The sequence below is a fragment of the Myxococcota bacterium genome (genome assembly GCA_039030075.1).
Taxonomy (GTDB): domain Bacteria; phylum Myxococcota_A; class UBA9160; order UBA9160; family SMWR01; genus JAHEJV01.
The window spans coordinates 43,210-55,624 of sequence record JBCCEW010000014.1; the positions used below are offsets into that span (position 1 = coordinate 43,210).

The window sequence follows — 12,415 nt, forward strand, 5'->3', positions numbered from 1 at the left end:
CCGTGCGCGTCGGGACCCTAACCCAGCCACGCTGCGCCCGGCTCTAGCGCGCCGTCGGGTCCGGTTGCGACGCCACAGCGAGTCGCTCACTCTGCATCGGCCATGCGGCGCCTTCACGCGATGCTCTGCTGCCTGGCTCTTGCCGGGCCCGTCTCCGCCGAGCGCCTGGACTGCCCCGGGGGAACACAGCCCGAGGGCCAGGGCCCGCCCGACGGTCGACACCAGTGGTGTGTCGACGCGGAGAAACGCCAGCACGGCCCGAGCGTCGCCTGGGATGCACATGGGACGCGACGCATCGAGGCACTCTTCGAACGCGGCAGCATGGAGGGGCCCTTCCGCGCCTGGCACGCGAACGGCAAGCTCGCCGAGGCTGGCGGATACCAGTCCGATCAGAAGCACGGCCGCTGGGAGGCCTGGTACGAAGACGGAGCGCGCTTGAGTGTGCGCGACTACCGCGAGGGGGCCCTCCACGGCGACGTGAAGGAGTGGTACCCGAGCGGTCAACTCCGCTACTCCGAACACTACGCACGCGGCAAGCGCGACGGCGACGCGGTGGCGTATTGGGAGTCAGGGAAGAAGCAGTCCGAGGGGCGCTTCCGCGCCGGTGAATACGACGGCACCTGGACGGGCTGGTACGAGAACGGCGCGAAGCGCAAGGTCGCCGAGTTCGAGCGCGGCGAGAAGCTCTCGGAAGAGGTGTTCCCCGCGCCCTGATGGCTGCGTCAGCGCCGCTTGCGACGGCGCCGGGTGGGCGCGTCCTGCAAGTCGAGGAGATCCCCTACGCTGCGGTGACCGGCCTGCTCCGCCAACACGAGCAGCTCGACCCAGGCGCGCGCGGTTGCGTCGGCGTCGCCGAGCGCACGATGGCGCGCGCGATTCCGAATCCCGAACTGGGCGCAAAGGTGGTCGAGGTTGTAACGGCCCAGCTTGGGCATCAGCCGCCGGGACATCCGCTGGGTACACAGCACCGCGACGCGCGGCGCGGCACCCCACTGGGCCTCGAAGGCGCGCGACAAGAAGCCGTGGTCGAAGCGCGCGTTGTGGGCCACCCAGATCGCCCCCGGCGTCACGTCCAGCCAGCGGCGGAAGCGCTCGAGCGCACGGTGCAAGGGAGGCGCATCGAGCAGCATGTGATCTTCGATCCCCGTGAGCGACACGATCGCCGAGGACAGCGGCCCGGGTCCCGGCGGGCGGACGAGCGTCTCGAAGCGATCCTCGAGCCGTCCTGCGCGCACGCGCACCGCCCCGATCTCGATGATCGCGTCGTTCTGGCGGGACAGTCCCGTCGTCTCGAGATCGACGACCGCGAAGGCCGCGTCGGCGAGTGAGAGGCGCGCCGCGCGCGTCTCGGCGGGCAGTCGGAGTTCGGTGGGCTCGAGCGTTTCGGGAAGCGCGTTGGGCGCGCGTCCCAGCAGCCCGGCGACGAGCCGGCGCGCCAGCGGCAGCGGCGGTCGGGCGTCGAGCGCCAGCAGGCGCTGGGCCACCTCCCCCACGGGCAGCGTTCGGCCCTTGGCCCGCAGCGCCACCAGCGATCGTTGAATGCCCTCCGGGAGGGCGCTCCCCATGCTCAAGACATCGCGTCCAGACGCAACACATCGCGTCCCAGACCCCGCGGGCCCGCCAGCAAGGAATCCGGGCCATCGCGAAGCCGTTCGGAGCCGTGGCCGGCACAGTCTGCGCGCAGGGGAGGAGGCGCCGCCGGTCACCAGAGGGGACGGTTGCAGGCTATCACAGGCCTTCGGCCCGGCTGCGGCGAGGACTCCTCTTTCTCCACCGCTGACCGATGCACCCCTGGCCAAGCGCGGTGGGGTTCGTACGCTCCCGGCCGTGGTGCGAGAGGTGGGCGTGAGCGGATTCGGTTGGCGCGTGTGCGTAGTGGCGCTGGGGCTCGCCCTGGCGGCGGGCAGCGCAGCGGCTGCGGAGGATCCGGCGATCGCGCGGCCGGGCATGCCGAAGATCGGCATTTCCGCGGCGGACGCGCGGGGTGTCGTCTTCTTTCTCGCCTCCGAGATCGAACCCGGCGTGGTGGCGGTCGGCACCGGCCACACCCTGCGCCTGGGAGATCTCGCGCGGGCCGGTCGGGTCGAGTTCGCCCTGCCCCGCAGCCTCTCGCGCGCGGGCAGCGCCGAAGCCTTCGCCGTGCCGCCCGGTCAGCCCTTCTCGCTGCCGGGTGCGAGCATGCGCGACGATTTCGTCGTCTTCCGCCTCACCGAGGCGCCGAAAGGCGTGCGCGCCCTCGAAGCCGATGGCGAGGCCACCTTGGCGGCCGGGACCCGCGTCCGCATCCTCGGCCCGCCGAAGCAGGGCCGACGCGACGAGCAAGAGGTCTACGGAACCGTGCTCTCGGCCGCGCCCGACCGGGTCGAGATCGACCTCGACCTCAGCCAACGGTTGTCGGGTTGGGGCGGCGCGCCCGTGCTGCTCAGCGAAGCCGGAACCGTCGTGGGGCTGGTGGAGGCCGCCGTTCCCGGATCGGGCAACACCCGCGTCCTTGCGGCGCCCATCGGCGGAGTGCTCGAGGCGCTCGCGGAACCACTCGAGGGCGGCGCCGGAAGCGCCTTCGCGGCCTTCGCTCCCGGCGACGCCAAGCCCCCGGAGCCCACGCCGACGCCGACCCCGGCGCGCAAAGACGGCAAGCGTGCGCTGCTGCGGCCGATGGACGGCGACTCGACCCACATCGACCTTCTGATCGAGTACCCCCCCTCGGGCTCGGAAGTCGAATCCACCGTGTGCGGCACCTTCGTAGCCGGTCGCGCCCTCGCGACCCAGGGCGAGCCCCGCAGCTTCGACGTGATCCTCGTGATCGATACCTCGGCATCGACGAGTGAAACGACCGGGACCGACGTCAACGGCAACGGCGTGATCGGACGCCCTCGGCTCGGTCGGATCGGCGCCATCTTCGGCTCGTCGGTCACCGACGAGGGCGACACGATCCTCGCCGCGGAAGTCGCCGCTGCCCGCCAGGTGCTCCGCGGGCTCGACCCTCGCAACACCCGCGTCGGGTTGGTCGGATTCGCCGGCGACGCGGGCAGCGCGGGCAACTACGCGCCGCGGCGCCCGGCCTACACCATCGAAGCGCTCACCCGCGACTACGAGCGCATCGAGCGCGGCCTCGACGAAGTGCTCGCCACCGATCCCGAAGGCAGCACCCACATGAGCGCCGGCCTCGACCAGGCGACGATGGAGCTGAAGGGCCTGCGCGGCGCCTACTCCAAACCCGACCCCACCACCGAGAAGGTCGTCTTCTTCTTCACCGACGGGCAGCCCACCCTCCCCTACGGCCCCTCCGCCGAGTCGGACAACGTGCGCGCCGTGCTGCGCGCCGCGAACCGCGCGCGACGCGCACGGATCACCGTGCACAGCTTCGCCATCGGCCCCGAGGCCCTGGAAGGCCCGATTGCCACGGTCGAGATGGCGGCCCGCACCAATGGCTACTTCACGCCCGTGCGTGACCCGGGCGACCTCGTCGATGTCGTCGAGGAGGTCAGCTTCGCCGACATCCGCGACGTCCAGCTCAGCCACGCGAAGACCCGGGTCGAGGCGAATCCGTTCCGGGTGACCGCGGATGGATCCTGGGCCGGCTTCATCGCCCTCGAGCCCGGAAAGAACCCGCTCCGCGTCGAGGCCACCACCGTGGACGGGAAATCGGCCCGTGAGACGCTGGAGGTCGAGCTCGTGGAGGACGCCCGGAACGCGCCGGAGCTGCCGAAAGCGCTGCTCGTGCAGCGCAACCGGCTTCTCGAGGACTGCCTGCTTCTCGCGAAACAGGAACGGCTCCAGCGCGAGAAGGACCACCACGACGAGCTGCGCAAGCAGCTCCGCATCGAGATCGAGCGCGAGCGACGCGCCGCGCGCAAGCGGGCAGCGGAGCAGCGGAAGACCCTCGAGCTGGAAGGCGAGCTCGACGACGAGTGAGGCGCCTGGGCGTCACACCTCGCCGGGCGCGTGCTCGGCGAACGGGTCGATCTCGAGATAGCGCGACAGGAAGTGTACGCCCACATAGAAGGGCAGCGTGTCGAGCAGCGCGACCACGAGCTTGAAGACGTAGCCCGAGAAGATGAACACCCAGAGCTGGGGCCACAGCTCCGCCTCGGTGTCGACGGGCAGACCGTTCGCATAGAAGTGGGTGATCGTGATGACCGCGAAGCTGTCCACGAACTGACTCACGACCGTCGACCCGTTGTTCCGCAGCCAGAGATGGCGTCCCCGGGTGAGCCGCTTCCAGAAGTGGAACAGAAAGACATCGCAGAACTGGGCCGCCAGGTAGGCGATCATCGAGGCGAAGACGGCGCCCATCGTGAGCAGGCGAATCCGGTAGAAGGCGAAGTCGTAGGCGTCGGTGGGGGGCAGGCCCGTCGCGGGATCGATCTCGACCGCGGGGGGCAGCACGCCGCCCAGCCACAAGAACCCCACCACCCACAGGTTCAGCATCAGGCCGACCCACACCACGGCGCTGGCGCGGGCGCGCCCGTAGAGTTCACTGATGAAGTCGGTGCAGAGGAACGTGATTGGATACGGCAAGACCCCGATCGCGAGCGCCATCGGGATCTTCACACCGGCCACCTCGAACGAGAGGTCGAGGAAACGCGATACGCCCAGGATATTGAGCATGGTCATCGACCCGAGGAACAGGCCGGCCAGCACCAGGAAGACGCGCTCGCGTCGGGCGTGCAGCGCCGAGGCCTCGATCGGGTGGAGTTCGCGCTCGGCCATCGCGACCCATCAGTAGCGCACCCGCACGCGGGGTCGACAATGCGCGGCCGCCAGTCCGGAAGATGCGGACGGCCCGTGTGGTGTCGGGGCGGCGATCAGCGCTGGGCGGTGTGGAGGTCGGGGACGGTCTGCACCGTGTAGTCCCGGTCGACGCTGAACACCTTCAGCGGTACCCACCCCGGGACCTCCGACATGCGCGGCATGCCCGACGTCATGGCGCCGGTCGGATCGATCACCCAGGGATCGTCGGGATTCTCGAACCAGAGCGTGACCATGTGGTGCTGGCCGTCTTCGGGTCGCACCACGATCCCCCGGTAGACCTCGTCTTCGTCGAAGCCGAGCTCGCGCAGGAAGTGGAAGGTCAAGAGTTCGAGGCCGTCGCAGTCGTCGCCGTTCGAGCGGAAGGTCTCGGCCATCGTCGCCCAATGATCCACGGCCCCGTCCGGGACGTAGTGATCCTGGGCTTGGGACTGCACCCAGGCCGCCAGGTCTCGCGCGAGGGCGCGTCGGCGCTCGTTGCGGAAGGCCGTGTACTTGTCGCGGAGTTCACCGGCCTCGGCCGGGTCGACCCGCCGGTTGTCCCCGCGGCGGGGCGAGGAAGCGACGTCGCTCCGCTCGCGGTTCTGCCAGCCGCGGATCTTGCGACTCCAGGCATCGTCGCTGGCGGGGACGCCGAAGTAGGCGTAGTCGGCAGGCGGCAGCGGCGTGACGCAGCCCCCGGTAGAGAGCAGCGCGACGCTCAGACCGAGGGTCGCCCACCCCCGCAAGGCCTGGTGCCCACCCATTCCCATGGCCAAGCGTATCGGCCGAGGCAATCCTGGAAATTACATCCAAGTGCCCGGAATCAAAAAGAAAATCGCCTATTCGACGATTCGCGAGTGGGGTCGGGCCGGGACCGCCGAAGCTGCCGGCTCGGGAACCGGCAACCGGGACGCAGCGCACCAGAAAACGCGCAGATCAGGCCGGCGTGTTGCAGGTCCGGGCGAAGAAGAAGAGGATCCAGAGGAACAGAGGAATCACCGGGACTCCACCGACGATGTACAGGATCGACACGAGATCGACCTTGCCCGGCTGCTCTTCCTCTTCCATGCCCCTCACTCCCTATGGGCCCACCTGGGACCGGCTGGTCGCGCGAAACCGGCGCGAGCGGCGCGAAATCTAGCGGGAGTCGCGGTCGGCGTCGACACGCGGGATGGACCGCTCCCGGCGTGCGAGGGCGGCCGGCGCGGGCGATGCTCCGCACGGGGTGACCACGAACCGAACGCTCCCGACCGGTGGACCGTTCTCCGCGCCGAGCCTGCGACGCCAGCTCCAAGCGGTGGCGCTCGTCTATGTGATCGAGGGCTTCCCGATGGGCATCTACGCCCAGGTCTTCGGCTTCTACCTGCGCAGCCACGACGCCGCGCTCTCGACCCTCGGGATCCTGGGCGCGTTCTCGTTGGCCTGGTCGGTGAAGCCTCTCTGGTCACCGTGGGTCGAGCGGTACGGCACCCGCCACGATTGGATCCGGGGCGCCCTCCTGGCGATGGCGGTGGCCCTCGTCGGCGTCGCGCTGCTGCCGGCCACTCCGGTGGGAATGCTCTTGTGGGGCGCCCTCGCCCTGTATTGCGTCGCGTCGGCAACCTCGGACATCGCCATCGACGCGTACACGATCGGGCTGATCGACCGTGGGCAGGAAGGGCCGGCGAATGCCGTGCGGATGGCGGCCTATCGAGTGGGAATGATCCTCGCCGGTGGCGGCATCCTGTTCCTGCCGCGCTGGATCGGCTGGTCGGGGGCGTTCCTGGCCGCCGCGGGACTGAGCGTGGTGTTCGCGCTGTCCTTGCGCTGGACGCCCCCGGTGCCCCTCCTTCCGCCCGAAGAGCGCCGGCCCGTCGAGGCCCTGGCGCGCTGGGCATCCCGGCCGGGTCTGCCGGCGGTCGTGCTCTTCGTGCTGCTGTTTCGCATCGGCGACAAGGCCATGGCCCCGATGGTCGCGCCGCTCTGGGTCGATCGGGGCTTCAGTCCCGAGGCCTACGCCACCTTCTCGAGTGCGCTCGGCGCGCTCGCCACGATCGCCGGCGCCGTCGTGGGAGGCGCATGGGTGTCGGCGCGCGGCCTCGTGTCCGCGCTGTGGTGGACCGGCGCCTTCGCGTTGCTATCGAACCTGGTCTACGCGGCGGCAGCCCTCCCCGATTCCGGCCCGTTCGCGATCTACACCGCCGGCGCCGTCGAGTCGTTCACGGGCGGCGCGGTAGGCGCCGCCTTCGTCGCCTACCTGATGCGGATCTGCGAGAAGGAGCACGCCGCAGTGCAGTACGCGGCGTTGACCGGCATCTACGCGCTGGCCGGTTCGATCCTCGCGGCGGCGTCGGGCTGGATCACCGAAGCCCTCGACTACGCCGGCTACTTCGCGCTCACGGCGGCATTCGCAACGCCGGCGTTCTTGTTCCTGCCGGCCGCGATGCGCTGGCTCGTCTACGCCCCGCTGCCCGAGGCCGCGGCTCAGGATTCGGGCCCGGCGTCCTCGTGAATCGGGCGGCGCCACTCGGCGGGGACCCCGGCGAGGCTGGCCTCGACCTCGAGCTCGCGCAATTGCTTCTCCTGGGCCTGCACCTGCTCGCGGCGCTCCCGGATCTCCTGGCGCAGCTTGTAGCTGAGCGGTGAGGCCTCCCCGCCCGCCCCGGGCTGTGCACCTGGAGCTGCGACCTGCCAGTTCTCGCTGCGCGCGGCCAGCCGCTCGAGCTGGGCCTGGGACTCGGCGAGCCGCGCCTTCGCGCTTTCGAGCTCGAGCCGGGCGTCCCGGAAGCGGCCCTCCCAGGTCTCCCGGTCCGGCGCCGCGACCGGACCGCCTCGGCTGGGTGCCGGCGTGCCGGCGCTCGGGAGCTTCAACAGCTTGTCGAGGCCCACCGGCCCCGGCGCACCCCCTGCCCCCTCGGCCGAGATCCCGCCCGCCGCGACCACGAGCCCGAGGCACAGGCCGACTGCGCGACGAGCGTGTCGCCGGGGTGTCCTGTCCCCTCGCGGACCGAAGCCGGTGCCAAGCATCGCCGCATTCTAGCGAAGGGGCCGCACGGGAATGGAGCGCAAGCCGGCACACCCGGCGCCTCCCCCAGGGGAATGCAGGGGAACACGGTCAAGGCGCCTCGCGATTCGCCGATAACCATGCGGACCCCTGACATGCGGAGGCCGGAGGGCCCCGCGTCATCCGCCTGGGAGGATGGGGAAGCGATGGATCGGGAGAAGCTGTACCGCCTCCTGCGTCTGGGCCTCGAGAAGGGCGCCTCGGACATTCATTTCCAGGTCGGCTACCTGCCCCTCTATCGGTTCAACGGCGACCTCGTCGAGCTCCGCTACAAGGTGCTCACGGAAGCCGACACCGAAGCGATCGCGAAGCTCCTGATGGAGGACGACCCGCGTGTCGCCGAGATGGACTTCGACGAGATCGACCTCGCCTACGAACTGCCGAGCGAGGGTCGGTTCCGCGTGAACATCTCGCGCCAGCGACGCTGCTACAACGTCGTCCTGCGCGTGATCCCGCTCCAGATTCGCAGCTTCGAGGAGCTGAACCTTCCGAGCGTCATGCGCGATCTCGCCCAGAGTCGTCGCGGCTATGTCCTCGTCACCGGCGCCACCGGGATGGGCAAGTCCACGACCCTCGCGACGATGATCGAGGAAGTGAACAAGATCCGGAAGGCGAAGATCGTCACGATCGAAGACCCGATCGAGTTCGTCTTCACCCACGACAAGAGCATCATCACCCAACGCGAGGTCGGTACCGACACCCGCACGTTCCCGAGCGCCCTGCACTCGGCGCTCCGCCAGGACCCGGACGTGATCATGGTCGGCGAGATGCGCGACCTCGAAACCGTCGACACCTCGCTGAAGGCCGCCGAGACCGGCCACATGGTCTTCTCGTCGATCCACACCGCCGACGCGGCGTCCACGATCAGCCGTCTCGTGTCCTTCTTCCCGCCCGAGGAGCAGCCGACGGTCCGCAATCGGATCGCCGACAATCTCCGCGCGATCGTTTCGCTCCGCCTCCTGCCCAACAAGAAGGGCACGGCGCGGGTCCCGGCCGTCGAGCTGATGGTCAGCACGCGCAGCATCCAGGAGTGCATCAAGGACCCGAACAAGACCCACGAGATCACCGAGTACATCGGAAAGGCCCGCGCCGAAGGCATGCAGACCTTCGACCAGCACCTGCTGGACCTGCTGCGCGCCAACAAGATCTCCGTGGAAGTGGCGCTGTCGGCCGCTTCGAACCCGACTGATTTCAAGACCAAGCTCGCCATGGAAGGCGGGGATCCTGACTCCAGCGGCGCCGTCGAGCGGGTCATGGACCCGATGGAGCTCGACTCCGATGAGCGCTTCTAAGCGCCGGGGCACGGACGGACGTGGCTAAACCCGAAGATCCGATCCAACAGCTCGCCGCGGCACTGCGCCACGGAGCCAGCCAGGTGGCCGAGACCGCCCAGGGCGGGGTCGCACTGGTGTTCGCCGTCGGCGAGGCCGGTCCCACCGATGTACGCCTCCGGGCTGCCGCGGGCTTCGCCACGCCGGAAGCCGCACGCGAAGCGGGGACCCACGCCGCACCCGAGGTGCGCGAGGCGCTGACCGAGGATCCGAGCGCGCGCTGCGCTGCGACGACGGCCCTGCTCCCTGGCGGCACCGAGATCCTGCCCCTGCGATCGGGGGACGCGCTCCACGGCGCCCTCGTCGTGGGCTACGCCGAAGCGCCCTCCGACGCCGTCCAGGCAGCGGTCGCTGCGCGCGCCGACGAGATCGCGTTCCGCTTCGAGCACGCGGAGCTCCAGACGGAATACGCCGCCCTGCGCAAGCAGCTCGACGCCGGCGACGAAGCCGCCGAGAAGGGCGACGAGGTCCTGCGCCTCTCGGAAGCCCTCTTTGCCCAGGACATCGAGCTCCTGCGGAGCAACGAGAAGCTCGGCAAGATCGAGCGCCTAAAGAACGATTTCATCGAGAAGATGAGCCGCGAGCTTCGCACGCCGCTCAACCACATCATCGAGGCCATCATCTCGGTGCTGACCGGTGAGGACGCGACGCTGTCCGAGGCGGCGAAGGGTGCCCTGCGTACGGCCCTCGACGAGGGCAGCTCCTTCCTGCGCACCCTGCAGAACATCCTCGACCTCTGGCGCATCAAGCAGTCCGAGCTGCCCGTCGAGGTGCAGGACGTGAACTTCCGCGAGCTCGTCGACGAGGCGATCTTCAGCGTCCAGGACTCACTGGGCGACAAGCCGATCCGCATCGAGACCGAGATCGTCGAGCCGTTCCCGCGCCTGCGCACCGACCTGGCGAAGCTCAACCAGGTCTTGTTCCTGCTGCTCGACAACGCGGCGAAGTTCACGCCCGAGGGCACGATCCAGATCCGCGGCCGCGTCGAAGACGACCGGCTCGAGATGACCATCGAAGACGACGGCATCGGCATCTGCCACGACGACCAGCCGTACATCTTCGACGAGTTCTACCAGGTGGACGAGCCGTCCTCGCAGAAGTATCCCGGTGCGGGCCTCGGCCTCACACTGGTCCGCGACCTGGTGACGCTGCTCGACGGCGAGGTCTCGCTGCAGAGCGACATCGGCCACGGCACGACCTTCACGGTCGAGATCCCGATCCAGACGGCCTAGTCGCGGATCCGCCCTCGCAGGGCGCGGTCCGGACCCTTCGTCGCCAGCGAGCGACGTGCGCCGCAGGAGCCGCGGCGATGCGAGCGGGCGGAACGCGCGGCGCGAGCCGCGCGCGGCGAGGCTAGTCGGCCTCTTCCTCGCTCGGGTAGTCGGGCTTGATGTAGCCCGCGGCGATCTCGCGCAGCGAGGTCACCACTTCCTTGTTCTCGTCCGAGCTCACCAGGGAACGCGCCCCCTTCTTGAGCTGCTTGGTGCGAATGGAGGCCATCTGCACGAGGTGGAACCGGTTCGGGACCTTCTCGATGCAGTCTTCGACAGTGATGCGAGCCATGGGAACCTCCCCCCGCGGGGTTCAAGGAAGCGAAGTCGGAGCGTAGGCCAGCCCCAGAGACAAGGAAACCCCGGCCGGCTAACGCCGGCCGGGGTCCTCGGACCTTCCAGAGAAGGCCGAATCGACCAGCTCTACCGCTTCTTGCGGCGAGCCTTCTTGCGCGTGGCCTTCTTGCGCGTGGCCTTCTTCCGACGAGAAGCCTTCTTGCGCGTGGCCTTCTTGCGGCGAGCCTTCTTGCGCGTCGCCTTCTTGCGCGTGGCCTTCTTCTTTCGAGTGGCCTTCTTCTTGCGTCGCGCCTTCTTGCGAGTCGCCTTCTTGCGAGTCGCCTTCTTGCGGGTCGCCTTCTTGCGCGTGGCCTTCTTACGAGTGGCCTTCTTGCGCCGGGCCTTCTTGCGAGTCGCCTTCTTGCGAGTCGCCTTCTTGCGCGTGGCCTTCTTGCGAGAGGCCTTCTTTCGAGCTGCCATTTGTGGGTTACCCCCCTTGTCGAATGCTCGATCCCGCGGTCTGCGGCTTCCGCGTCCCCGTCGAGGAACAGAATTCCTCGCCGTCGCTTGGAGCTACAGCCAGTCGGTTCTGCCCCCTATCGGAGACCGGAAACCACCACTTGAAGGCAATCTGCCTCCGTTCTCTCGATAAACCGCGGTCATAGAGCAACTCTTGCGGATGACTCTAACAGCGTTTTTTCGGGCTCGTCAAGGCACAACCCTAAAAAAATCAAGGCGATGCGAAGCCTAACTGCGGGCGTCGAACCAGACTTCGCACCAACTGAAGGGCACGCATCGTCCCGCCGATGCGAGCGCAGTTGGCGCGCGCGCCCATGGCGAGCTATCCCTCCGCTCCCCGTAGCCCGTGACCGCGAGGAATGGCCCTTGGGCAGTGTGATCAAGAAGCGTCGGAAGAAGATGCGCAAGCACAAGAAGCGCAAGCTGCTCCGACGCGCCCGCCACAAGCGGAAGCGCTAGCCCACGCCGCCGGGCACCCCGGCGCGCAGCCCCAATCCCGGTCACCCCACGCTCTGCCCATGGCGCACGTGAGGGTCATCGGCGCCCGGATCGGTGCGTCCCGGTTTCCGGAGCCGAGATTCGGAGCCGAGACACACGTCTTCGATCGCACCCAGGGTGCGCGCGTCGCTCCGCGGATCGCGCCCCGCTCTAGGGAGCGAGGGAGGCCACCGGCTCCGCAGGTGTCAACCCGACCCGGCCGATGAAGCGACCGAGCCAGCGGTTGATCGCGTTCTCGCGCCGCAGGAAACCGAGCGGCGGACGGCGTCGAACGCCGAGATCGGCCAGCGAGGCGGCGATCGGCTCGTTGCCGGGGTCGATCATGAGCCCGCGTCGCAGCAGGCGGATCGCCTCGGCCTTGAACCCGAAGGCCAGGTGGAGCCGCGCCAGATTGTGGTAGTGGACCGGGTCGAAGAACTCATCGCGCGCTGCCGACCGGCAGAGCTCGAGGGCCTGCTCCCAGCGTCGCTCGCAAAGCCCCAGGGAAAGGCCGAAGTAGGAGCGATAGCGGGCCGAACCCGGGTCGAGGCGATTGGCCTCTCGGAAGTGGCCCAGAGCCCGGTCGAAGGACTCGTCGCGCAGATCGTCGCAGCCCAGGCGAAAGTGATCCTGGGCGCTCGCTAGGGTGCTCATGGGAAAGCGAACTCCTCGCTTCCGCCGCGCAGGATGCGGACGGGGGGTGTGCCCTGTCACAGACGCAAGCGCCGTGCCGCCGGCAATCCCCGTGCAACCGCCGCCCCCAG

Annotated in this window: 14 protein-coding genes; 6 read left to right on the forward strand and 8 right to left on the reverse strand. The window is 69.1% G+C overall.

Annotated features, from left to right (window positions below):
• Window positions 1-102 precede the first annotated feature (102 nt).
• Entirely contained in the window at window positions 103-714 is a 612-nt protein-coding gene (locus tag AAF430_15525) for a toxin-antitoxin system YwqK family antitoxin (protein MEM7411639.1), read from the forward strand.
• A gap of 8 nt (window positions 715-722) precedes the next feature.
• Here AAF430_15525 and AAF430_15530 read toward each other — a convergent pair whose 3' ends face one another.
• Window positions 723-1,565 (reverse strand): 3'-5' exonuclease, encoded by an 843-nt coding sequence (locus AAF430_15530; protein MEM7411640.1) that lies wholly within the window; start codon window positions 1,563-1,565, stop codon window positions 723-725.
• A gap of 262 nt (window positions 1,566-1,827) precedes the next feature.
• Here AAF430_15530 and AAF430_15535 point away from each other — a divergent pair, with 262 nt between their 5' ends.
• Window positions 1,828-3,915 carry a vWA domain-containing protein gene (locus AAF430_15535; GenBank protein ID MEM7411641.1) on the forward strand — a complete coding sequence of 696 codons (2,088 nt, stop codon included), beginning with the start codon at window positions 1,828-1,830 and terminating at the stop codon, window positions 3,913-3,915.
• A 12-nt stretch (window positions 3,916-3,927) separates the two neighbouring features.
• On the opposite strand, the gene AAF430_15540 is transcribed toward AAF430_15535, so the two are convergent.
• The 3 genes from AAF430_15540 to AAF430_15550 form a co-directional block, all read right to left on the reverse strand.
• Window positions 3,928-4,713: a queuosine precursor transporter gene (locus AAF430_15540; GenBank protein ID MEM7411642.1), complete on the reverse strand. Its 786-nt coding sequence runs from the start codon at window positions 4,711-4,713 to the stop codon at window positions 3,928-3,930.
• 95 nt (window positions 4,714-4,808) lie between these two features.
• Window positions 4,809-5,504 carry a hypothetical protein gene (locus tag AAF430_15545; GenBank protein MEM7411643.1) on the reverse strand — a complete coding sequence of 232 codons (696 nt, stop codon included), beginning with the start codon at window positions 5,502-5,504 and terminating at the stop codon, window positions 4,809-4,811.
• A gap of 166 nt (window positions 5,505-5,670) precedes the next feature.
• The gene (locus tag AAF430_15550; GenBank protein MEM7411644.1) at window positions 5,671-5,802 is read right to left on the reverse strand and encodes a hypothetical protein; all 132 of its coding nucleotides are present in this window, start codon (window positions 5,800-5,802) and stop codon (window positions 5,671-5,673) included.
• Window positions 5,803-5,959: 157 nt separating this feature from the next.
• On the opposite strand from AAF430_15550, the gene AAF430_15555 reads away from it, so the two are divergent.
• Window positions 5,960-7,225, forward strand: coding sequence for an MFS transporter (locus AAF430_15555; GenBank protein MEM7411645.1), 1,266 nt, complete (start codon window positions 5,960-5,962; stop codon window positions 7,223-7,225).
• Here AAF430_15555 and AAF430_15560 read toward each other — a convergent pair.
• A complete protein-coding gene (locus AAF430_15560) occupies window positions 7,198-7,740 on the reverse strand; it encodes a hypothetical protein (protein MEM7411646.1) in 543 nt (180 codons plus the stop codon). The genes AAF430_15555 and AAF430_15560 overlap by 28 nt on opposite strands.
• Window positions 7,741-7,923: 183 nt before the next feature.
• Between AAF430_15560 and AAF430_15565 the strand changes: the two genes are divergently transcribed.
• On the forward strand, window positions 7,924-9,069 hold the full coding sequence (locus AAF430_15565) for a PilT/PilU family type 4a pilus ATPase (protein ID MEM7411647.1): 1,146 nt from the start codon (window positions 7,924-7,926) through the stop codon (window positions 9,067-9,069).
• 20 nt (window positions 9,070-9,089) lie between these two features.
• Complete coding sequence (locus AAF430_15570; protein ID MEM7411648.1) at window positions 9,090-10,340, forward strand: HAMP domain-containing sensor histidine kinase; 1,251 nt, start codon at window positions 9,090-9,092, stop codon at window positions 10,338-10,340.
• Between the two features lie 121 nt (window positions 10,341-10,461).
• Here AAF430_15570 and rpoZ read toward each other — a convergent pair whose 3' ends face one another.
• Both rpoZ and AAF430_15580 read right to left on the reverse strand, forming a co-directional pair.
• Window positions 10,462-10,671: a DNA-directed RNA polymerase subunit omega gene (rpoZ, locus tag AAF430_15575; protein MEM7411649.1), complete on the reverse strand. Its 210-nt coding sequence runs from the start codon at window positions 10,669-10,671 to the stop codon at window positions 10,462-10,464.
• 131 nt (window positions 10,672-10,802) lie between these two features.
• Window positions 10,803-11,135 (reverse strand): hypothetical protein, encoded by a 333-nt coding sequence (locus tag AAF430_15580; protein ID MEM7411650.1) that lies wholly within the window; start codon window positions 11,133-11,135, stop codon window positions 10,803-10,805.
• A 405-nt stretch (window positions 11,136-11,540) separates the two neighbouring features.
• Here AAF430_15580 and AAF430_15585 point away from each other — a divergent pair, with 405 nt between their 5' ends.
• A complete protein-coding gene (locus tag AAF430_15585; GenBank protein ID MEM7411651.1) occupies window positions 11,541-11,633 on the forward strand; it encodes an AURKAIP1/COX24 domain-containing protein in 93 nt (30 codons plus the stop codon).
• A gap of 189 nt (window positions 11,634-11,822) precedes the next feature.
• Here the strand turns inward: AAF430_15585 and AAF430_15590 are convergent, their stop codons facing one another.
• Window positions 11,823-12,305, reverse strand: a complete 483-nt coding sequence (locus tag AAF430_15590; protein MEM7411652.1) for a hypothetical protein — start codon at window positions 12,303-12,305, stop codon at window positions 11,823-11,825.
• Window positions 12,306-12,415 lie beyond the last annotated feature (110 nt).

What these genes read in the sequence shown, in the direction of transcription:
- AAF430_15580 (MEM7411650.1), bottom strand. Translation starts at nt 11,135, where the DNA reads ATGGCAGCTCGAAAGAAGGCCTCTCGCAAGAAGGCCACGCGCAAGAAG.
- AAF430_15525 (MEM7411639.1), top strand. Translation starts at nt 103, where the DNA reads ATGCGGCGCCTTCACGCGATGCTCTGCTGCCTGGCTCTTGCCGGGCCC.
- rpoZ (MEM7411649.1), bottom strand. Translation starts at nt 10,671, where the DNA reads ATGGCTCGCATCACTGTCGAAGACTGCATCGAGAAGGTCCCGAACCGG.
- AAF430_15540 (MEM7411642.1), bottom strand. Translation starts at nt 4,713, where the DNA reads ATGGCCGAGCGCGAACTCCACCCGATCGAGGCCTCGGCGCTGCACGCC.
- AAF430_15565 (MEM7411647.1), top strand. Translation starts at nt 7,924, where the DNA reads ATGGATCGGGAGAAGCTGTACCGCCTCCTGCGTCTGGGCCTCGAGAAG.
- AAF430_15530 (MEM7411640.1), bottom strand. Translation starts at nt 1,565, where the DNA reads ATGGGGAGCGCCCTCCCGGAGGGCATTCAACGATCGCTGGTGGCGCTG.
- AAF430_15590 (MEM7411652.1), bottom strand. Translation starts at nt 12,305, where the DNA reads ATGAGCACCCTAGCGAGCGCCCAGGATCACTTTCGCCTGGGCTGCGAC.
- AAF430_15550 (MEM7411644.1), bottom strand. Translation starts at nt 5,802, where the DNA reads ATGGAAGAGGAAGAGCAGCCGGGCAAGGTCGATCTCGTGTCGATCCTG.
- AAF430_15560 (MEM7411646.1), bottom strand. Translation starts at nt 7,740, where the DNA reads ATGCTTGGCACCGGCTTCGGTCCGCGAGGGGACAGGACACCCCGGCGA.
- AAF430_15545 (MEM7411643.1), bottom strand. Translation starts at nt 5,504, where the DNA reads ATGGGAATGGGTGGGCACCAGGCCTTGCGGGGGTGGGCGACCCTCGGT.